Annotated in this window: 24 protein-coding genes; all 24 read right to left on the reverse strand. The window is 38.4% G+C overall.

What is annotated here, in order from left to right:
* Positions 1-8 precede the first annotated feature (8 nt).
* The 24 genes from ACFSR8_RS11590 to ACFSR8_RS11705 are packed head-to-tail and all read right to left on the reverse strand — an operon-like array spanning position 9 to position 21,178.
* A complete protein-coding gene (locus ACFSR8_RS11590; protein ID WP_380292198.1) occupies positions 9-1,550 on the reverse strand; it encodes a phytoene desaturase family protein in 1,542 nt (513 codons plus the stop codon).
* Between the two features lie 4 nt (positions 1,551-1,554).
* On the reverse strand, positions 1,555-5,232 hold the full coding sequence (locus tag ACFSR8_RS11595) for an MMPL family transporter (protein WP_380292200.1): 3,678 nt from the start codon (positions 5,230-5,232) through the stop codon (positions 1,555-1,557).
* On the reverse strand, positions 5,225-6,421 hold the full coding sequence (locus tag ACFSR8_RS11600) for a DUF2062 domain-containing protein (RefSeq protein WP_380292202.1): 1,197 nt from the start codon (positions 6,419-6,421) through the stop codon (positions 5,225-5,227). The genes ACFSR8_RS11595 and ACFSR8_RS11600 overlap by 8 nt, the downstream gene beginning before the upstream one ends.
* 22 nt (positions 6,422-6,443) lie before the next feature.
* Complete coding sequence (locus ACFSR8_RS11605; RefSeq protein WP_380292204.1) at positions 6,444-6,929, reverse strand: hypothetical protein; 486 nt, start codon at positions 6,927-6,929, stop codon at positions 6,444-6,446.
* A gap of 6 nt (positions 6,930-6,935) precedes the next feature.
* Positions 6,936-7,301 (reverse strand): 3-hydroxyacyl-ACP dehydratase, encoded by a 366-nt coding sequence (locus ACFSR8_RS11610; protein WP_380292206.1) that lies wholly within the window; start codon positions 7,299-7,301, stop codon positions 6,936-6,938.
* A gap of 1 nt (position 7,302) precedes the next feature.
* Entirely contained in the window at positions 7,303-7,896 is a 594-nt protein-coding gene (locus ACFSR8_RS11615; protein ID WP_380292208.1) for a porin family protein, read from the reverse strand.
* Between the two features lie 11 nt (positions 7,897-7,907).
* Positions 7,908-8,531: a porin family protein gene (locus ACFSR8_RS11620; protein WP_380292210.1), complete on the reverse strand. Its 624-nt coding sequence runs from the start codon at positions 8,529-8,531 to the stop codon at positions 7,908-7,910.
* A gap of 2 nt (positions 8,532-8,533) precedes the next feature.
* The gene (locus ACFSR8_RS11625) at positions 8,534-9,106 is read right to left on the reverse strand and encodes a porin family protein (protein ID WP_380292212.1); all 573 of its coding nucleotides are present in this window, start codon (positions 9,104-9,106) and stop codon (positions 8,534-8,536) included.
* A 2-nt stretch (positions 9,107-9,108) separates the two neighbouring features.
* A complete protein-coding gene (locus ACFSR8_RS11630) occupies positions 9,109-9,711 on the reverse strand; it encodes a hypothetical protein (RefSeq protein WP_380292214.1) in 603 nt (200 codons plus the stop codon).
* The gene (locus tag ACFSR8_RS11635) at positions 9,689-10,306 is read right to left on the reverse strand and encodes a LolA family protein (protein WP_380292216.1); all 618 of its coding nucleotides are present in this window, start codon (positions 10,304-10,306) and stop codon (positions 9,689-9,691) included. Before ACFSR8_RS11635 ends, ACFSR8_RS11630 begins: the two co-directional genes overlap by 23 nt.
* Entirely contained in the window at positions 10,299-11,075 is a 777-nt protein-coding gene (locus ACFSR8_RS11640) for a polysaccharide deacetylase family protein (protein WP_380292218.1), read from the reverse strand. Before ACFSR8_RS11640 ends, ACFSR8_RS11635 begins: the two co-directional genes overlap by 8 nt.
* Positions 11,069-12,133 (reverse strand): beta-ketoacyl synthase chain length factor, encoded by a 1,065-nt coding sequence (locus ACFSR8_RS11645; RefSeq protein WP_380292220.1) that lies wholly within the window; start codon positions 12,131-12,133, stop codon positions 11,069-11,071. The genes ACFSR8_RS11640 and ACFSR8_RS11645 overlap by 7 nt, the downstream gene beginning before the upstream one ends.
* A complete protein-coding gene (locus ACFSR8_RS11650; RefSeq protein ID WP_380292222.1) occupies positions 12,134-13,336 on the reverse strand; it encodes a beta-ketoacyl-[acyl-carrier-protein] synthase family protein in 1,203 nt (400 codons plus the stop codon).
* A 30-nt stretch (positions 13,337-13,366) separates the two neighbouring features.
* Positions 13,367-13,624: a phosphopantetheine-binding protein gene (locus tag ACFSR8_RS11655; RefSeq protein ID WP_186558204.1), complete on the reverse strand. Its 258-nt coding sequence runs from the start codon at positions 13,622-13,624 to the stop codon at positions 13,367-13,369.
* 2 nt (positions 13,625-13,626) lie between these two features.
* The gene (locus tag ACFSR8_RS11660; RefSeq protein ID WP_380292224.1) at positions 13,627-14,244 is read right to left on the reverse strand and encodes a 3-oxoacyl-ACP synthase; all 618 of its coding nucleotides are present in this window, start codon (positions 14,242-14,244) and stop codon (positions 13,627-13,629) included.
* Positions 14,228-15,307, reverse strand: coding sequence for a methyltransferase (locus tag ACFSR8_RS11665; RefSeq protein ID WP_380292226.1), 1,080 nt, complete (start codon positions 15,305-15,307; stop codon positions 14,228-14,230). Before ACFSR8_RS11665 ends, ACFSR8_RS11660 begins: the two co-directional genes overlap by 17 nt.
* Before the next feature lie 2 nt (positions 15,308-15,309).
* Entirely contained in the window at positions 15,310-16,467 is a 1,158-nt protein-coding gene (locus ACFSR8_RS11670; protein ID WP_380292228.1) for a beta-ketoacyl-[acyl-carrier-protein] synthase family protein, read from the reverse strand.
* A 3-nt stretch (positions 16,468-16,470) separates the two neighbouring features.
* Positions 16,471-16,905 carry an acyl-CoA thioesterase gene (locus tag ACFSR8_RS11675; protein WP_380292230.1) on the reverse strand — a complete coding sequence of 145 codons (435 nt, stop codon included), beginning with the start codon at positions 16,903-16,905 and terminating at the stop codon, positions 16,471-16,473.
* Complete coding sequence (locus ACFSR8_RS11680) at positions 16,895-18,163, reverse strand: ABC transporter permease (protein ID WP_380292232.1); 1,269 nt, start codon at positions 18,161-18,163, stop codon at positions 16,895-16,897. Before ACFSR8_RS11680 ends, ACFSR8_RS11675 begins: the two co-directional genes overlap by 11 nt.
* Positions 18,156-18,899 (reverse strand): ABC transporter ATP-binding protein, encoded by a 744-nt coding sequence (locus tag ACFSR8_RS11685; RefSeq protein ID WP_380292234.1) that lies wholly within the window; start codon positions 18,897-18,899, stop codon positions 18,156-18,158. The genes ACFSR8_RS11680 and ACFSR8_RS11685 overlap by 8 nt, the downstream gene beginning before the upstream one ends.
* Position 18,900: 1 nt before the next feature.
* On the reverse strand, positions 18,901-19,896 hold the full coding sequence (locus tag ACFSR8_RS11690) for a BtrH N-terminal domain-containing protein (protein WP_380292236.1): 996 nt from the start codon (positions 19,894-19,896) through the stop codon (positions 18,901-18,903).
* Positions 19,886-20,293 carry a hypothetical protein gene (locus ACFSR8_RS11695; protein ID WP_380292238.1) on the reverse strand — a complete coding sequence of 136 codons (408 nt, stop codon included), beginning with the start codon at positions 20,291-20,293 and terminating at the stop codon, positions 19,886-19,888. Before ACFSR8_RS11695 ends, ACFSR8_RS11690 begins: the two co-directional genes overlap by 11 nt.
* An 8-nt stretch (positions 20,294-20,301) precedes the next feature.
* Positions 20,302-20,760 carry an ABC transporter permease gene (locus tag ACFSR8_RS11700; protein ID WP_380292240.1) on the reverse strand — a complete coding sequence of 153 codons (459 nt, stop codon included), beginning with the start codon at positions 20,758-20,760 and terminating at the stop codon, positions 20,302-20,304.
* Complete coding sequence (locus ACFSR8_RS11705; protein WP_380292241.1) at positions 20,753-21,178, reverse strand: hypothetical protein; 426 nt, start codon at positions 21,176-21,178, stop codon at positions 20,753-20,755. The genes ACFSR8_RS11700 and ACFSR8_RS11705 overlap by 8 nt, the downstream gene beginning before the upstream one ends.
* Positions 21,179-21,185: the final 7 nt, after the last annotated feature.

The following is a 21,185-nucleotide window of genomic DNA, read 5'->3' on the forward strand; positions in this document are numbered from 1 at the left end:
TATTCCTTTTAATTCACTTGTTCTTTTTGGTGCATTATTATCTTATCCAGTAAATAGTCTTTACCCAAAATTTCAGCACAGGTTACAACTGCACTAATCGTTACCCCCAAAATGCCATGCATGTTGATGGACTGACCCGTTAAATAAAGGTTTTTAACTCTAGTTTTTGGTGCGAGATAAGAATGCAAAGGTTTGTTTACGTCCTTAACATAGCCATACATGGAACCTCGGTTGCAACCGATATAATCCCTGTAGGACAATGGCGTAGAGGTATAATATGCCTGAATACAATCTCTAATATTAGGAAACTTTTTCTCCAGTTCATCTATCAAAAGCTCAGCTTTTTCCGTCTTGAATTGCTCATAGGTCTGGCCTCTATCATTTTCATTGGCAACGGTATTAAAAGTTTCTTCCCATGGCAAAACCTCATCGTATTTCATGTAGGTCATTACGGCAATACTGTCTCCATAAACACTTTCCTCATTTTTTATACCCATGGACATCATATAGGCTTCCGGCCAGTTTGATTCCTCATAATCCAATGTATCCCATACTCTTTTATGGTCCTTGAAGTGATAAAAATTCCTATTCTGATATTTGAAGGTTTGAGGTTTCAAAACAATATAAAGCGTAAATGGTGCAATTGTGCTTTCGATTTTCCGTATGCGATTAACATAGGATTTCCTGAACTTATCCTCCCCTATTAATTCTAAAGTACGTTTTGGTTCAAAATTGGAAATGAACAAATCCCCACGAATTTCAATGCCTTTCGTTGTAATAGCCGAGGCAATTTTTCCATTTTCAAAATCAAAACGATTAACCTCATGGTGATTGTAGGTATCGCCTCCCAGTTCCTTTAAACGTCGAATCAATACCTTAGTAATTTGACTACCCCCTTTAATGCATCGATACGAACTTTGTATATATGAATTGGTTGACAAGGCGTGCACATAGAAAGGAGTTCTATCGGCTTCCCCAGCATATAAATAATTAGTTCCGGCCAAAATAGCCCTTAATTTTTCGTTTTTGGTAAAAGAATTGATGCAGTCCTTTGCCGAAAGCTTCAAAATATCAGGGTCTGCATAATGAGACGGTCCTTTTTCAAGAACGTAAAGTGGAAACTTATTGCAAGTATCCTGTAACTTTTTGCAATAGGCTCTTATATTTTCTTCTTCACTTGGAAAATCAACTGCCAATTGTTTCACGAAATTCTCATAGCCCTGGGCGTGCCTATATTTTTTTGGGTCGTCATCAAAAGAAATAATGTCAAATCCATCCTCATCCATTCTATGAAAGCACAAATCCTCCATAATTCCAATATATGAAAAGTACCGATGTAAATTCTGCCCCTCGCTTAGGCCACCAATGTAGTGAACCCCCGTATCAAATATAGTCCTATCGCGGACAAAGGTTTGCAAGTTGCCCCCGTACTGGTTGTTTTTTTCAAGAACACAGACAGTTTTTCCTTCCTTCGCCAAAATGATCGCGGAGACGAGACCAGCCAACCCGCTTCCCATAATTACAACATCGTAATGATCCTTGTACTTCAAAATATCATGATTTTAAAACGGCCATATTACTTTTAACCATAACCTGCTCGCATCCCAAAGATGTCATAAACTTAGTATATAATTTCACACTTTCATTTAATAACACGAAAAGTTTTCCACTACCTACCAAATTTTCTAACAAACTCTCCTCTATATGCTTTTTATCAATTACAAAAACATCAGTGTTTTTAATATCTATCCCGTCAAGGCTGTCCTTTATATACACTTTATACGACGTATTGGTAAGAACACAGTTATTCATCAACTCTCGATGCGCCTCATTTTCAATAAAAGAAAATATTTTCCTGTCCGGACTATCCAGGGCCATTAAAAAAAACAATGGACTTATGTCCTTTGAAATAGTAACAAAAATACCCTTTTCAGGCAAATCATCTATAAGGGTTTTATTCACTTTAGTATTTTCAACTAAATCCGTTTTCACACTATCATAAATCGCTTTCCCTCTATATTTAAAGTCTTCCAAAACCAAATTATGGAAATAGGCTTCTCCTTCAATTTCCTCACGTAGCTTAGCATGTTCATTCCTAAAAAATACACTAATGGCTTTAGCTTTCTCCCGGTAAGTTTTGCCAAAAGCTTCATCATTGAAGGGTATTCTCTTCAAAATCTTTAGTGTAATGCTACCATCTTTAATTACAAAAGTGCCTTTGGGCAACACTTCTGAATTACCATGAATCAGTACCGGAAGAATATCCAAATTGAACTGTTCTGCGAGATAAAAAGCCCCCTTATGAAACCGCTTTATTTTGTTGGTTGTTGAACGTGTTCCCTCCGGAAATGCCATCAAGGAATAGCCTTGATTTACCTTTTTCTGTAAATGCTCCACCCCGCTTTCTATGCCGCTGGACACAGGATAAAACCCGGCTAACCTTACGGCCCGTCCAAAAATCGGGGAATTATACACCCAATCGTTCACTAAAAAAATGATTTTAGGATGTAACATCCCCATAGCTAAAATATCAAGAAAAGAGGTGTGGTTAGCAATGATGATGGCCTGTTTTTTAAAATCTTCTTTAAAAGGATTTAAAACCGTTTTGGACACAAAAGGATTGGTGTACAACACGGATTTCATAAACTTTGAAAGCACCCTATGGAACACCTTCATTTTAAGCTTTTTGGATATGGGAATAATAGGTATTAGGCTTACGCTGAGTATCGACAAAATCAAACCTCCAATCCCATAGTATCCAAAGGAAATCAAAGAGTGGACAAACTCTCTTATAGAAATAGGACGTCTCGTTTTGGTACCGATAAATAACTTAAACAACAAAGGCTGCATTGTAAACGCCATGGCTGAAGCCGACAAAATACCTACCACGGACACGGCTGAAATCGTGAAAAGTGCCGGATGTTTTGCTAAAATGAGCACCCCAATCCCCAGCAAAGTGGTAATTACGGAAAGGATGATGGAAATTTTTCTGATTGGCAATTCTCGTTCCCCGGTCCTGTATTCCTGTAACAAGCCGTTGGTAATAAAAATGCAATAATCGATACCGAGCCCAAAAATAAAAGTGCAGATGATGATGTTAAAAATATTGAATTTTAGACCGAAAAGTCCCATGATTCCAACGGTCAGCAACCAGGTAAGTGCAATTGGCAGCGCGGTAACCACCGTCAATGAAAGACTTCTGTAATATAAAAGAAGTAGCACTAGAACGACAACTGAGGAATATAAAATCAACCTGTTGAAATCATTTTTAAGATTGCCCAAAAAAGTTTCGTTCATATTTTTTCTATCAATAACTACAGTGTTATGCCGATTTTCGAAAGAATCCACTAGAAGCTCCAGATTTTTATCTTGCACCTTTACCAAGGTGGTAACCGTAGCAAATTCTTCCGTTCCGGAAATATAATCTCCGGAAGAAATCGTTTTGATGGACTGATAATCTTCAACTTTCAAAGGTTTAAAATCGGCGTTCAAGGTCTGATAAAAGATTGAGAACGCGACAGGCTTAAACCCCAGCGCACTACCACTTTGAATCAAATCGTTTTTAACTTTTTCAATTTTGGCTTCAGACCAAAATGCATTCCAAGTTTTTATCTTTTCATTTTGCAGTCTTGTGGACGCAATCAATGACCCAATGGAACTAAACTGGATGATTTTCCCTTCATTTTGAAGAGATTCGAGCATTTTGAAAATAGTATCGTTTTGTTCGAGAGCCTCTTGTTGGGTATCTGCATACGTTGACAAATACACCGATTTTGAGGACATATTGATGAGTTGGTCCAGCTTATTTTGCGCATTCATCAAATGCTCGGGTTGGTAGTTAAGGGTATTCAAATCGTTATTAAAAACGACTCTATTGTAGGTAAAACAACTGATTACCAAAAGAATGACTATCGAACCAATCAACCATTTTTTCTTATGAAACGGAAAGTTCCCAAGACGATCAATAACAGTAGCCCTTTGTTTCGAAACCACTTTAGATTTATAAAGCTGAGGTATTAGAATTAGGGCTAACACCGATGAAAACAGAACGCTTGTTGCAGCAAAAACCCCCAAATCCTGAAGGGCTTGAGACTTGATAAAAAGCAAGCATAAAAAGGCTAGGGCGGTGGTCAAACTGCTCATCAAAATTGGTTTGGCGATGTCAGCGTACAACTGTTTTATGGTATGCCCAGACCGAATATGGGTCAAAATATGAAGGGCATAATCTAGGGTAACGCCCAATAAAATTGACCCAATACCAAGGGATATGGCGGATATCCGCCCACGTAAAAGATACAGCAAAGCTATAGCCACCAAAGCTCCCAAAACAGTAGGCAAAAACAAAATCAATGGAATAACCAGCTTTTTATAAAAGAGGACAAGGATGAGCAACAAGACCGTAACTGCTATGCCCACAGTTAATTGGATGTCCGTTTTGATTTGATTTGCGTTGGCCACTGCAATCAATGCCCCTCCAAAATATTCACAGGAGGCCTTTGACTCAAATTTGGAATTCAATTGGTCTTGCAGTCGATACAGCGCTGAGGCAAAATCAGCGTTGGCATCCGTTTCACTGGACGGAAAAGTTGGGGTTATAAATAGTAGGATATGATTTTTATCCTTACTTAATAAAAATTGGTTTTCAATGGTGAAATCATCTCCAAAACCTAGACCTTTCAGTTTGTTTAAGGCCATAAAAGTGATACCTAACGGGTCTTTTAATATGGTTTCTTTGGCAATAAAACCAGAGGGCGAAACCAAGGTTTTATAATTGTTTTGTGTGATGTTTTGAATGCTATCCGAATGCAGTTTTTGCTCAATGACATGGTAATCCGCTTCTTCCAGAAAAAGGGGCAAATTATCATAGACAAAATCAATCGTATTGTTAATTTCCTCATCCTGAACATACCCCTGAACCTGCTTGATGTAGGCCTCCGAAGTATCCATAATGCTATCTAAAAAAGTAGAGGCGTAATTGGTTAAGTCCTCGACGCTACCGGTTTCCCCTCGGGAAATATTTACAATTATTTTATCAGCAAAGTTGACCTGTTTTAATACCTTTTGGACTTGCGCGGATTTTTTGGTTTGGGGGATTAGCTTGGTGATGTCTTCCTCAAATTCAATTCGTATGGCCAAAAACGCGACTGCGGTAAATAACAACAGTATTACACCTAAACTTTTTAGTCTGTTTGAAGCAATAAAACTATATATGCCATAAAACCATCTACCCATTGTTAATTGCTACGCGATTTCTATGGAATACGGACAAAATTAAAAAGCCCAGAGTACCGCAAATTAGGGCACTAAAGGACGCCAGGGTAAAACTCCCGACTATATATGTTTTTAAATGCTCGGTAATCTCAAAATTGTTTTGGAACATTTCGAGGGTGTAATTATAATCCACCCCCATAATAAACTGACCCATTTTGGCACTGGCATAAAGTACAAACGGAATAAAAGGAGGCAAACTTACATTGGAAAACGCAAATGCAATTACCTTGTTCAATCTTAAAAAAATAGCCAAAAAAATAACGATTACTGTATGAAATCCCCAAAAGGGAGACAGGCCTATAAATACCCCCAGTGCAATCGACAGTGCCTTTTTTGTTGGAGTATCGTTGCTTCCTAAAAAGTCCTCAACGAAAAACTGCTTAAATCCTTTTTTTTTTAGTTTCCTAAATAGGCTTCGCGGTTTGATATAGACCAATGTCAAAAACACCAAATAGGTATTGAGAATACTGATTCGGGTAAAATCCTTAAAAGGCCTAAAGTGCGATACCCGTTCGTTTTCATCATAAAGCACTTGGATGGGGACGTTCTTTACCTCAATACCCTCCCAAGCCGCCTTTACCATAACTTCAACTTCATATTCGAATTTATTGGTTACTAATCTAAGTTTATCTATAGCTTTTAGGGGGTACAATCTAAAACCAGACTGTGTATCAGTAAGTTTGATTCCAGTTTCAAACCAAAACCAAAAATTGGAAAACTTATTTCCAAAACTGCTTTTACCGGGAACACCTTCTTGGCTCATATTTCGCGCACCAATTAAAAGCATATTTTTATTTTCGGAACGTTCTAGTTCACCCATAAATACCGAAATATCCTCCGGAAAGTGTTGCCCGTCAGAATCAATAGTTATAGCGAAATCGTATCCAAGTTCCACTGCCCTTTTAAAACCCTCACGCAACGCATTGCCCTTCCCTTTGTTCTTTTGGATGTAAACCTTTTCTATCTGGGGATAGCCTTCTAATATATTTTTTGTGTTGTCCGTAGAGCCGTCATTCACTGCGATTACCCTGTCGGTAATTTCTAAAACACCGTCAAGAACGCGTTTTAAAGTGCGTTCATTATTGTATGTTGGAATCAACACACAAACGTTTAAGTGTTTTATGTTTTGGGTTAAGGTTGGGTTGGTCACAAAGCGTAGTTTTCGAATAAAACTAAATTAATGATTTTTCTTCATCCGTAAAGACTTTGGAGTGCAAAATGTAATCCTTTATGTAGTTTTTCAATGAAGTGGAACCAATGTTATTAAACTGTTTTAAAATAAACCCCTTGTCCTCTTCAATATTGGATTTATACTTTAATAATTTTGGTGTGTTTTCTTGTATGCTCAATCTTATAAAGCGGGCTTCCACATTATTTGGGGCTTGTTCAATAGCAAATTCCACCCATTCTACACCTTCAATAAAGCCGTCCTTTTTTGCTTTAAGGGTTTTAGACTTCTTGGCCTTTAAGGCAATGGCGGCACCTTTATAGGCCACTAATTCCGGGCGGTCTTGTTTAGAGACGTTAGCCAAACTTTCATAAAATGCATCAACTTCCTTTGCGTTTTGTGCCGCACCTTTATACGCCTTACGTATCACGCTTAAATCCAAAGAAACCAGCACAATAAAACATAAACAATATGTGACCAAAAACTTCATTCTTTCTTATAATTCCCTAAAATTACTCGTCAATTTTAGTGCCGGAGTCTCCCCAAAAACTACTGTATTCTTCACTTTGTAGCCTTCTTCCGTTTTCGATATATCCAAAGTTAAATCCAAATCAGGTGTTTTTTCAGGGTTTATGATAGCCATAAATTTAACGTTGCTTGAGGATTGCATAAAGAGCTTTGAACCCACAATTTCCTCTGTAAGCTCTTTTACAATCTGCATCATGCAAACTCCCGGCGTAACAGGGTTTCCAGGGAAATGTCCCTTAAAAATACGATGGTCTTTGTTGATGGTAATATTGGCTTTAGCCAAACTCTCCTCAACATTCAATTCATTTACTTTGTAAAAATCCTTTAACTGCATCCTAAAAACTAAATTGATAGATTATTCCTAGTTGAAAAAGCGTATTAAACTGGTTTTCCAGTTCATATTGCTCGGAATTAAAGCTATGAAAAGTATCTGAAAAAACATCAATAAGCCCACGTTTATATCTAAAATCAAGCCCAATACCGTTACTAAATTGATACCCCAGGCCTAGCCCAATAGTCATATCTATAAAAGTAACATCATTACCTTCTACCCTATTGGCTAGACCGATGAACGTATCATCGGTATCAAAATCGAAACTTGGCGCAATGATAAAATTGAAACCGGAGTATTTTACGAAAAACTTATTTGTTATTGTAATCGAAATATAGTGAATATCAACATCTCCTCCGGATGAAATACCCGCATCCCCTCCTTGATTGGAATATCCAACTTCGGGTTGCAACGTATAAATATCCGAAATTCTAATCGGTAAAATCGCTCCGAAATATAGTCCGGTTTTTGTATCCAAATCTGAATTGGAAAGTGTGGCTAAATTAACAGCACCTCTAAACCCAAAAGACACTTTTGACTGGGCAAATGCACCAGAAGCACACACCACTAGTGCAAAAATTAAAACTGCTCGTTTCATTATAATCTTATTTAAAATCCAAATCTATAGGTTGCACTTAATTGCACGACCCCATTTAACACATTATCCCCATCAAAAAAATCATATTCATCATCATCAAAACCCGACCAGTAACTATCACGAACGTCCAAAAAGCCTTGTTTATATCTTAGCTCCAATCCCAATCCAAATGCAAATTCATAGCCTACACCGGCAAACAATCCAAAATCAAAAGGAACATAAAAATCGTTAGGGTTTTCAGAAACCAAAATATCTATTGAAGGCCCTACAATAAGGTTTAAACCGTTATTTTCAATGGGAAAGAATTTATTGGCAATCCCAAAGTAAAGGTATTCCAAGTTTATGTCATCACTGAAATTACCATCTATAATGGGATCAAAACCACCAGAACGACTTGACTTATAACCCGTTCCTTGATTGGAATATCCCGCTTCTACCTGCAATTCATAAAATCTGGTTAAATGAACATTGACAAACAGCCCGCCATTTATCCCAAGTTTTCTTTCGGATTGATATACATTAGTCAATTTGGCTGAATTCAAACCCAGTTTTAAGCCTGGCCTCACTTTAACTTGAGCCACTGCATTGGCCCAAGATATCACCACTATTAAAAGAAGGAATAACTTTTTCATCATTCTTATCTTTTAAAATTGAACTTGTAAGCTACTCCAACTTGAAACACTTTATTAACGTAAAGTTCATCAAAGGCAACGGTATTATTAATATTGGAGCCTAAAATATCCACAAAACCAATAATATATCTAGCTTCAATGGCCAATCCAAAAGGAAGTTCGTAACCCAAGCCCCCCATAAAGCCAATATCAAAGCCTTCATAGGCCTCTGCAACGGCGTTATCAGCAAGCTTAAAATTAAACGTAGGGCCAATAATTGCATGAAGCCCTAAATCCCGAAAAGGAGAAAACTTATTGGCTATGGTAATGGCGAGGTACTGAATTTCGATATCGCTTCCACTGGACAACCTTGATTTTGCCCCTTGTCTGGAATAGGTAACTTCAGGTTGCAGGGCATAAAAATTAGCAAACTTGATTTCTCCGAATGCACCAATATAAAAATCCGTCTTTGCATCGTAAGCGGTATTTGTGATGTTAGCAAAATTTACGCCTCCTCTTATTCCTGGGCTTAGTTCAATCTGTGCAAACGCATTTATAGAGCTTATTAAAAGAATAACAACAATAAGTAGTTTTTTCATGACTAAATAGATTTTAGGGTAATCTTCAGATTAATATTTGAATGAATAATTTCTATTTTATCGGCAAAATTACCACTAATTTGGGTAAACAAAAACCGAACCTTTTCTTTTCTTTTGGAGGTTTTTACAATTTGATAGAGCCCTTCTTTATTGTAATAATATATTGGAGCATCCTCAATTATCGCTTTATGGATAGTGGTCTCGTCCAAAGTAAAGGTTTCGAAAGTTTTTGGATGTTCCTTAATTAAAATTTCAAAATCCCTTTTTAAGGTACGGATGAACATTTTTTTATTGAGGTCGTCCATCACATAGTTCACCTTAAAATCATTGTTTTCAAAAGTGAAATCAAAAAGCTTGTTACCCAATTCTGTAGTGAACACAAGCCTGTGGTTCGATTTACCCAATTTTTTCACAATAAAAATTCCTCCAAATGTCTTGCCATAAACCTCAATGTTGCTTCTGTAAACATAATCTTTTGAGCCATCTGAGAAATAAGGGTTCTGAATCGACTGCTCTAAATCAACCTTTTGGAAATTGTGCTTCACCGGATAGGACTTACATCCCACGGCCAACAACAAAGCACTAAGGAGTAAAAACCGCGTCATTAATAGGCTGATTAAGGATTTTATTTATGAAATCTACCGTGGTGTAATCGCCAGATGGTTCAATCATTTTCACTTGGACCACATCGCCCTTAGCATCAAAAGTCAATATAAACTTTTTAAATAGCTTAGCCATATCGGCATCCTTTGGGGTGAAATGGGCCTGCCTTTTCTTGTTTTCCTTAAAATATGCAATGGTGAATTTTTCATCATCAAACATATCTCCCTTTACACTGCTGATAATCAACTCATTCAACTGTTCAAACACCTTGCTACTTCCTATGGAAACTTTGCTTTTATTACCCTCGTTATCAATAAACAGCTTTTTATCCTTGAACAAAATGGAATACTTAAATGGGTCAACATAAGCCCATTTTACAAGATTAGGTGCTTTAAAGTGAAGTTTTCCAGAGGTTTTGATATCATTATCCAAAAAATCCAAATGTTTATATTGCACAAAATCACTCGAAATACTCTTGACAGAAGCTGATAATGTCGTTGCCTGGTTTTTCAGTTCCATGGCTCCGTTAGCATACATAGGTGCTTGCGCCATCGCAAAAGTCGCAAGGAAAAATAACAGATATATTAGCTTATTCATAGGCCTTAATATTGAAAAGCGTATCCACGGTAACGGACACATAATTGCGTTCCTGCAAAAATAACAATAACCGTTCCAAAACGTTCAACGTTTTTTGGCTCGTGTCGTGTAGCAAAATAACATCCCCTTTTTTCAGGTTTTTAGTGATGCGACTTAAAATTTGATTCTCATTTAAGGCAGTCGTATCGAAAGAACGTTTACTCCAACCGATAGATTGCAGACCCGTTGTTTTTAGTGCCTGTTTGATGTTTGGATTGGTTATGCCGAACGCTGGCCGGTACAATTTAAGGGAATACCCTGTTGCTGTTTTTGTTACCGCATTAGTCTTTTCCAATTCGGCGGTTACTTTTTCTGTTGAAAAAAACCCAAAGCTATTGGAATGGGAATATGTGTGATTACCAATGGTATGTCCTTTGGAAATGGTGTTTTTAACAATTTCGGGGTGTGCTTCGATGTGCTTTCCGATGCAGAAAAATGAGGCTTTTGCGTTAAACGAATCCAATAATTTTAAAACTTTCGGTGTAAATTCGGGATGCGGGCCATCATCAAAGGTAATTGCTACTCGATTTTCAGTAACCTGATAATTCGAATTTTTGGATTCAAAATGATAGTTCCAACCAATTTTGGCAGAGCCCAAAACCGTAATCACCAACCAAACCAATGCTATAAGAAAAATCCACCAAATCGAAAATTTTAAAATTGTAACACCCAGTAAAAAACCAATTATAAGTAACGTGAAAATGGTATTTACCGTTCTAAATTTCAGCATTGCTTTAGAAGTGTAAAACTATGGTTTTCACCACGATATTGATTGTACAACAATACCGTTTTTAAAGAAGAAACCTCAACGTCATTTAATTTGACAACTTGAGGAATCGATTGTGTTTTTAAAATTTTTGAAGCCAGCCAAAATCCAAAGGACGATGCCGTATTGAATTCCCCTGAAAGATGTTTGTAATACATCTGGGGTGTCTCTTTAAACATGTTTTCAGCTAAAACCTCGTAATAGCCATCAAAACCAACGTCCCCATTGTTGCCTAAAACCACAGCATCGATATCAGTGGCGGACAAACCATTTTCCTCCAGAAAGGTCTTTACTTCTTCAGCCACATGCTCCTTTTGCAGGGTATTGTATAGTTTTATCCCGACTAATTCGGCGTAAGCTTCCTCATGTTTTTCATTTGAAACCACAAAAAAATTAGCCCCTTCGCCAAAAACAGCTCCCTTTGTATTAGAATTGAGTAGTCCCGCGAGAGTAACCTTTTCCGATTTAATATGGTCAACAACCCTGTGCACGGCAATCGTATGGTCCGCATTTTCATCAACACCACCCACTAAGATATTGTTTGCTTCCTGATTTTCTAACTGCAATTTGGCATCCAAAAGCGCAGATTCAAAAGAATTGCTGGAATGTACGTAAGTAAAATTATACCCTTTGCATTGCAGTTCCAGCGCAATCTGGCCACCAACTGTATTGTGCGTGGATTGAATGAATGATGTTGGTGTCAAATATTGTTCGTCATTATCAATCAAAGCACTCAAAAACTTCTCAGAATCACGCAAACATCCCATCCCAGTTCCAGAAATGATAGCGTCAACCGTTTCTATACCAGCTTCACTTATCGCAATTTTTGAAGTCACCACTCCCATTTTTATGCCTTTCGCCATGCGACGCGCAGCCGCAGGGGGTATAAATTCCTTATAACTTGGGTTCACCGCTCCAATAACATTGTCTTCGTAATCCACAATTTCATTCAAAAACTCTGAATTATCATAAGTCTTTTGAGCTGAAATGGAAGCCACGCTATTGATATAAACCCTCTTCATTTATTGTTCTTTTGAAAAAATAATGGTGGAACAATTCCCTCCGAAACCGAAAGAATTAGACATTACCGTTTGTAAAGGTTGGTGCTTTAATTCAGTTTGAGGCATAATTTCAAACTCCTTCATTTGCGTCTTAAATCCTAAATTTGGATAAATGACGTTGTTCTGAAGTGCCAAAATAGAGTAAACCGCTTCAATAGCTCCTGCCGCAGCCAAGGTATGCCCAGTGTAGGCTTTTGTCGAACTAAAAACCGGCACCTTATTACCAAAAACCCTGATGAACGCTCGCCCTTCAGACAAATCGTTATTCCCCGTGGCCGTGCCGTGGGCGTTGATATAATCAATATCTTTTGGGCTATATCCTGCTATATCCAATGCCTTTTGCATGGCTAGTGTAGCTCCATCACCATGGTCGGAAGAGGCTGTTTGATGATATGCATCGTTGGCATTTCCGTAACCTTTCACATAGGCCAACACGTTTTTGTTTTCACTGGAAACAATATCATCCGATTCCAAAACCAAATACGCGGCGGCTTCACCTAAATTCAAACCTTTTCTGTTTTCATCAAATGGATTATTGTAGGTATCCGATAGAATCATTAACGTTTTAAACCCATTGATGGTAAATTTCGAAAGACAGTCCGTACCGCCCACAATCACCCTATCCAATTGGCCAGATTTTATCAAACGTGCGCCGAGCATAATGGCATTTGCCGCTGAAGAACACGCCGTACTGATTGTGGTGACCAAACTTTCATCCAGTCCAATCTGATTGGCAATTTTTTGAGTGGAATCCCCGGCATGATGGCTTTCAATATATTTCTTAACTGGGCCACCTTCCAAATATTCGTAGTAATAGCGTTCGGTCATGTCCATCCCACCGACGCTAGTAGCAGACACCAAGCCCGTTTTATAAGTCCCCAAGTTGGTTATGCCGGCATCTTTTAAAGCTTGCTTTGCTGCAATAACACCCAATAGACCGGTACGAGAATAGTTGTTTTCCGGAGACAAACCCAATTGATGTTCCAACTCTTGATTTGTGGCATCAATTTCACCCACCATAATATCGTTTACATGGTTAGTCTGGATTTTAGACACACGAGAAATACCCTTTTTACTGGTAATTAGGGATTGGTAATTTTCTTCTACATTGTTTCCAATTGCAGAAATAATGCCCATACCTGTTATAGCAATCCCTTTACCCATTTGCAATTTTTGCTCCCCAAAAGGTGCGCTTTATTTTGTGCGGTGTTCTGAAATATATGTCGCCATGGTATCTATGGATTCAAAAATAGCACGCCCTTCCTTTGGATCAGTCAATTTTATACCATAGTTTTTGTCCAGCATTACGATAAGCTCCAATGCATCAATAGAATCCAATCCCAAACCATCACCGAATAGGGCATCGTCATTTGCAATATCCTCCACAGCAACATCTTCCAAATTTAATTGCTCAATAATAAATTCCTTCAATTCTTGTTTTAAAGCGTCCATATTTATATTTTGAATAGTTCGTTTATTTCCTGTTTTTTATTTTCCATATTGCCTTCTTTCGACACTAAATAAATAAAGGCGTGGTAATTGTTCTCATTATCAAACTCCACCCATCCGCACAATACCTCATCAGCCTTGTTTTGAGACAATAATGTATTTGAATACACCGATAAATGTTCGGCATTAAACGCGTCAAAGATAAAAAAACTATTTTCAGAATAAAGTTTATGCCTGATACTAATCTCGCCAATACAAATATTGGGGAGCGTATAGACGAAAACCGCCGGGCTGGGAAAATAATTGTCCTTATCCTGAATAGCTTTCTGATGTTTTCTATCGGTATCTAAACTTGAAGCCTTATTTGAAAAAACTATGGCTATATTTTCACCGCGTTCGCGGTCATTTCCATGATTCAAAAGAATATCAGCTGTAAGAAACGCAAGTTTTGATAAATTATCCATTTTAAAAAACTTTGGATATTGCGTTTGCTCGCTTCGGTACACTGTTTTTATAAAATCAGCGAACGAAAGGTCAGCATGCTCGTGCAAAGTCCTTCCGTTCAAAACCACCTGATTATCCTTAATATGGCAATATGATTTGATTTTAAACAACTGCCCCATTCTTGTTTTTGTTGAACGTAAACATAGTGTGGTACTCACCAATTGCTATGTCTTCCTTAAGCTCCAATCCCGCATTTTTCGCAATTTCTTTAAACTCTGTGGCCTTGTACATTTTGGATTTACCGTTGGCTAGGGCAGTAAAATAAAGCGAAGTGGCTTCCAAGATAAATTTGGCGTTTTCGAACTTCTGCCTATCCGTAAAGGTTTCCACAATAATCAATTCCGCGTCTTCATCCATTGCATCAGTGCAGGTTTTGAGTACCTTTAAAATATTGTCTTTTGAAAAGCAATCTAAAAATTGACACATCCAAATCGTATCCGCGCCCTCAGGAATTTTTGGGTTTTCCGAAAGCCAGTCAATTTCATAACTTTTTACGCGATTGTCGAAGCCTTCACTTTTTACATTTTCAACAGCTTTGTTCAATTGACCGGGGAGATCAATCATCGTCAACCCTACATTTTCATTGTGTTTACAACACTTTATGGTGAATTTCCCCGTATTCGCCCCGATGTCAAACATGGATTTTCGCTCTTTTTGGAAGACGATATCTAAAGCTTCAGAAAAAATATCATCCGAATAATGATGGTCAAACTCAAACCATGATTTTTGTTGCAAGGGTGTCATTTGGGATAAGCCGTCGTAAATGGTGCGCCAATTCCCCAGTTCCTTTAGCCCTGATGGCTTCTCCGTCTTTATGGCTTCTTCTAAATGAAATAGTCCTTTATAGCAAACTTCATTGGTAAAATTGAGGTTGACGTTTACCGTTTCGTGATAGGCCAAATAGTAGCCGATCGTCGTCAGTTCATATTTGCCCTCGTCGTTTTTGATGACAATGTCTGAGGTTTCTGAAATTTCCAAAAGCACACCAATACCATATTCGCTAATTTCCAAATCGTTTGCAATTTGCTCAATGGTTACTCCACCTTTTCGTCTTTTTTTAAAGATATAATTCAAAATCCCCAAATTTCGCAATGCTACCACCGCTTGGAATACAAATGGGGCGAAAGCAATTTTTTGAGCTTCCTGAATGGCGTCTATGGCTTTTATAGATTGGTTTGACATGCTTACAGTGCTTTTTTAAATAATATGGCAGAATTACAACCTCCAAAACCAGAGGCCGTTTTTAAAAATAGGTTCAATGGCGTATGTGTTATTTCTTCGATGACATTAATCGGTTGAGAAACACCAAGCGTCTCAAAACCCAAGGAGGGATAAAGCGTATTGTTGGCTAAAGATTGCATACCTACAATGGTTTCAACCAAACCTGACGCTCCCAAGCTGTGACCAAAATAGCTTTTTAGGCTATTCATAGGCACTTTCTGAAGTCCAGCACGATTAAAAGCAATTGCCTCCATTTCATCATTATATGGGGTAGCCGTGCCGTGGGCTGAAATATAATCCACCTCTCCTGAGCTAACTTTAGCTTGTCGCATGGCTGATTGAATGCTTCTGTACAAACCTTCGCCAGTTCGCGACGGGCCCGAAATATGGTTGGCATCGTTACACGAACCTTCACCCAAAACCACCACGGCGTCTTCGGACAGATTAGAATCTTCCTTGGTAACCAAAGCACTAGCCACAACTTCACCAATATTGATACCTGTTCTGTTGGCATCATAGGGCTTGCAAGGCGCATTACTTAAGGCTTGAAAGGAATGGAATCCAGATAAGGTAAACTCGGAAACAATATCCCCACCTGCAATAAATACATGGTCGTAGATTCCGGAGCTAATATACCTTTTTGCAATAGCTACGGCCAACAAGCCAGATATACAGGCGTTTGACACTACTATGGCCTCATTTTGAAATCCAAAAAAGATTTTGATTTGAGCACCGAGTTTCCCTAAATACGCTCTTTCAGCCTCAAATGAATTGTTTTCATCCAAAGCGTCAATATTTCCCTTAGTGGTTGAAACGATTAAGCCAACTCTTTCATTCAATTTGATATTTGAAGCTTTTATCACCTTATCAAGTGAAACAATCATCATTTGCTCCAATCGGGTGAAATTCTCAGGTGATTGTAAATTTGAAAATGCTTTTTGAAGCTTTTCCGTATCAACCAAAGAAGCACAAAACGGTTCTGAAAAAACAGATGAATCGTCAACAAGATTCAACCCAGAAACTCCTTTTTCAATTTTGGAAACCACCTCTTTGGTAGAAAACCCCAGCGAAGAAACGATATTGTTATGTGAAAGGTAGATATTGCCCAATGCTTGCTCCAAACTTTAAATAAGGTTAACCTTCTTTTTCCACTCCATAAAAAACTCGGGGATTGTAAGCGCTAGTTCGCCGTTACCCACATTATCCACAAAAACTTGCACAGTTTCACCTGTACAGACCAATTTGTTATCTTGGTTATAAACTTCATATCTAAATACCATTTTTGCCGCCGGGCTATCCACATAAATAGTTCTTATGGTGGCTATATCCCCGTAACGCAAGGGTAATTTATGGTCAGTGCTGGATTTAACAATCGGTGTAGCGTAACCATGGTCCTTTTGGTCCAAATATGAAATGCCGTGCTTTCTCCCGAAGGATTCCCGCCCGTCCTCAAAATACTGTATGTAGTTACCGTGCCATACTATGCCCAAAGGGTCGGTTTCCACAAACCGCACCCGCACTTGGCTCATGTGCTCTAATTCCTTTTTCTCAGACCGCATTTTTTTTATTATTATAAATGATAGCAACAGCCGTAGTGGCTATAAAAAACAGAAAAAGTAATCCAATTTCTGGAATCACTTCAACTACACCCGCATTTCTCAAAAACACATCATAATAGGCATTTAGCCCCCAATTCATCGGCGAAATATTGGACATGGCCTGCATAAATTTGGGCATTACAAATACCGGTACCCAAACGCCTCCCATTGCCGCCAAAATCACCACCAATGTTGCTCCAAATGGTGCGGATTGTTCCTGTGTTGTGGCCACCGTCCCCAATAGTAAGCCCAAACCTATGGCCGCCAATCCGATAAAAATTGTGACCAAAAACAGTAAAGGCAAACGCCCGGAAACATCCAATGTTGGCAGGCCAATTTCAGGAAAAACAAAAATACCGATTAACAGCATTAAAACAAACTGTATTATACAAACTACAAGATAAATAAGTGTTTTTCCTAATAAAACTGTACTATATGACACTGGATTTGTTCTTAAACGCACGAAAGTGCCTTGGCTTTTCTCCTTAACGATGTTGATGGATAGCGGTACGATTATAAAAAATATAGCAAACAGCGTCCATGCCGGGACATTGTGCTGTACTGAATTGGGCAAAATATCCTCACCTTCATTTTGAGCTACAATTTCCCGATATGAAATAAAATTTTCGGTCTCAAAAATCTGTTCTTCTGGGTCGTCGGTTACCTGTTGCTGAAATGCCTTGTAGATGGATTCGGTTTCAATTTTGGCAATCATACGGTCAATGCCATTTTTCACGGAAGACTTGAAAGATTGCTGTGTAGCCGGATCAAAATAAAGTCGTATTTCTTTGCTCGATATTTGAACTAATTGGGACTCGTCCTGCTCTTCTTCCAATCCAAATTTGGCAATAATGCCTTCAACATTTTGATTGACTTTCAGCTCCAGATCAGCAGACAAATCCTCGGGAACAATTATAGCCAACTGGTATTTTCCCTTATATACCAAGGCCTTAGCCTCTTCCTCGGTATTACAGGGAACAATTTCAAAGGCATTCGAATCTTTCAAACCAATTTCAATGGTTTGCGACACTTTGCCGTTATCGTTATCTACCAATAAAATTGGGATGGTTACGTCAGAAATGGTTCGAAAAGTACTGTCCTGAATGAGGGTAATGGTGATAATCAGCACCAAAGGCATCACAAATAATATTGCTACCCCACCAATATCCCGGGCCAAGAGCAAAAACTCCTTGTATGTAGAAGCCCAGAGTTTATGCACTATCTCTCAAGGCTTTACCCGTTATACTTAAAAAGACATCCTCTAGATTATGCGCACCTTCATATTTTGAGATAAGTTCGTTAGGCTCTCCCTGTATGATAAGTTTACCATGGTCTATGATGGCTACTCTCGTACAAAAAAGCTCTGCTTCGTTCAAGTGATGCGAGGTGTAAATAATGGTGGTGCCTTTTTTGTTCAATTCTTGAAGATATTCGATGATTACATTTTTAGATTGAACATCCACCCCAACAGTAGGTTCGTCTAAAAACAACACCTTGGGATTATGCAAAATACTAGATATCAAATTTATACGCCTTTTCATACCGCCTGAAAACGTACCGATTTTTTTATTTGAGAATGCCAGTAAACCCAATTGCTCCAAAGCATTTTCTATTTTAGTATTCAAGGCCTTTCCTTTCAGCCCATACATGCTTCCAAAATATTTTAGGTTTTCAAAAGCTGTAAGCGTGGGGTAAAGGGCGTACTCCTGAGGTACGATACCAATGAGTTGTTTCAACTGGTTTCCATGCTTTTTATAAGTCAACCCATCAATTGCGAAAGTTCCGGATGTCGGTTTAATAAGGGAGCATAAAATTGAAATTAGCGTAGTCTTCCCTGCACCATTAGGGCCCAAAAGGCCAAAAATTTCATTTTCGGCAATGAACAAATCCAAATCTTTAAGTGAAAACGCGTCAGCAGTTTTATACCTTTTTGAAATCTGTTCAATCTGTATCATATTATATTGCTTTCTTCAACTTTTTAAAGAAAACCTCTTCTTTATCCGCCAAGGCGTCCAATTGTGCGGCAACGTCATTATAGGCATCCAATTTTGGGCCTCTCTGCTTATAAATTCGCGAGGCATCTAGAGCAAAATCGCGCCATAAATCCCCAATTTCGGTCATTTCTTTAGACAGTTCCAATAATTTATCGTTGTTGAGCAACTTGCCCGATTCCTGTAAAAACGCCGCAAAAATATACCTAAAACCGCCACCGCCAGTTCCAATTTCCTCTTGCATCCTCACGATTTGCCCCAAATAATGATTGGCTACTTTTGTTCCCTTCTTTTTCGGCCACTTTCTCACCAATTTAGCCACACGCCTAATCCCTTTTACACCAACAATCGAAACCGGAGCCAACATGTCTCTGCAGGTATGTTTGATGCCTTTTATGATGGCACTCTTTAATTCAATGTTTTCAGGAAAATCAGTGGGGTAATAAATATGCCCTTTTGGTGCAAAGGCGCCTTTGGCAAAACGGACTTTCTCCAATTCCTTTTCGGTTAAAGTCGTCACTGTTTGCATCACCGGGTCACTAATTAAATATATATCATCTTTTTTTCCGTACACAACTAAATTATGGGCATTAAAATGAAAGCGGTATTCATCGGGAAAATAGACCAAATTATACACCCCAACTTGAAGCCCAACGGGATTGTTTTTTCTCAAATTTTCATCCAGTCTCGCTTTGGCCTTTTCAGGATTTTTGAATTTTTCGTGCTTTACTTTTATACCTACACGCTTGGCAAATCGTTTAAAAATCAGCCCTGGCATTACCCGATACGTTATGGCGGGAGCGTGGTTCACCATCAAAAATGGAATATAGCAAAACAACAATCCCGAACCAATGCCAAAAACCATTGGCTCACTAATGTCTATACCGTTGTGCTTCATTAAATTTGAAACCACACCATTTTCGCAGTGCGCAGACTGGTGGTGCTTAAAATCAATCTCCATGTACTATCGTCTTTAATTCTTCCACCGTGATGTCGAACACTTCGGCATATTTATTTAAAATTCTATTGGGTAATTTCTTGAAAACCTTTGGCTTAAAATGACGTTTCACGCGCCACTTCCACAGGCCCACATAGCTTGCTAGAATATTCAAGTCCATTTTATGCAACTCCATGTAATATTCAATTGGGCTTGTTTCATTGTTAAGCACTTTGGCCTTGGCCTTTGCCACACGTTCGTTGATATCAGCTATGGCATTGTCCAGGGCGATGGTTTTGGGATCCCAACCTGTACTTTGAGCCGTTGTGTATTCCCCCTTTTCATCAACGGCATAGTATATCTCTTTAATATCCGCTGATTCTAAGTTGCTCTTATCCTGTGGCACTTCACTCTTTTTCATAACCACGATTATTGTTTGACTTCCTGAATGAATAAATTCAGTTCACAAGATAATAATTCTTGATATGAAGTGGAGATATTACAAGAAAGGGTACAAATGGAATACATATCCGAATCAAAACGGGACACCAATTGCGCCTTGGTAAGAATGGTATCGCCTACATTTGGACATTTATTGATAGTGACCTTTTTAATTGCGCTGATAAAACCAATCAATTTAGTGCCTTCCCCTTCCAAGTCGTCATCTTCAAAATAGCTTTTCCCAACAATGGAAGAGCAGGTTTGGGCAGCATTTTCAACTAGGCCCACCTCATTAAAAACACCATTGTCCACAAAAATACAATCTTGAGTAACCGTAAACGAAGTATCCACATGGGTATCGCTTATGGAAACCACTTGGTCTACCATTAAAAACGGCGCCCTGTGTGGTAAAAACTTCGATATGTCCAGTTGTTTGATGTCAGGCATCAGGAGCAATTACGGTTTTCATTTCGCCAAAGGCTAATATTTCGTTTTCAACGTTAAATACTTCTACTTTCACCATTGTCACACCCATAAACTCATGAAGAACAACTGCTTTGGTGGTGATCACATCACTTAAGCTGGGCAAGGAGATAATCTCTACTTTTTTGATAGAGCCAATATAACCTGTTGGTGCCTTTTCATTTCTTAAAAGATAGTCGTATCCTGTATGGAGGGCAACCGTTTGGGCCATATTTTCGATAATCCCCGGTGCCAAAAGTTCACCATTATTTATAAAAAGATTATCCTCTGGAATGGTATAATTGGAAACCACGTGTTCTTGTGAAAATTCAGCAAGCGTATCCACCATAATGAATGGTACCTTCTGTGGAATCAAATGTTCAATATTTGAAATTGGCAACATAGACACC

This window comes from Hyunsoonleella rubra (assembly GCF_042684665.1).
In the GTDB taxonomy this organism is placed as follows: Bacteria; Bacteroidota; Bacteroidia; order Flavobacteriales; family Flavobacteriaceae; genus Jejuia; species Jejuia rubra.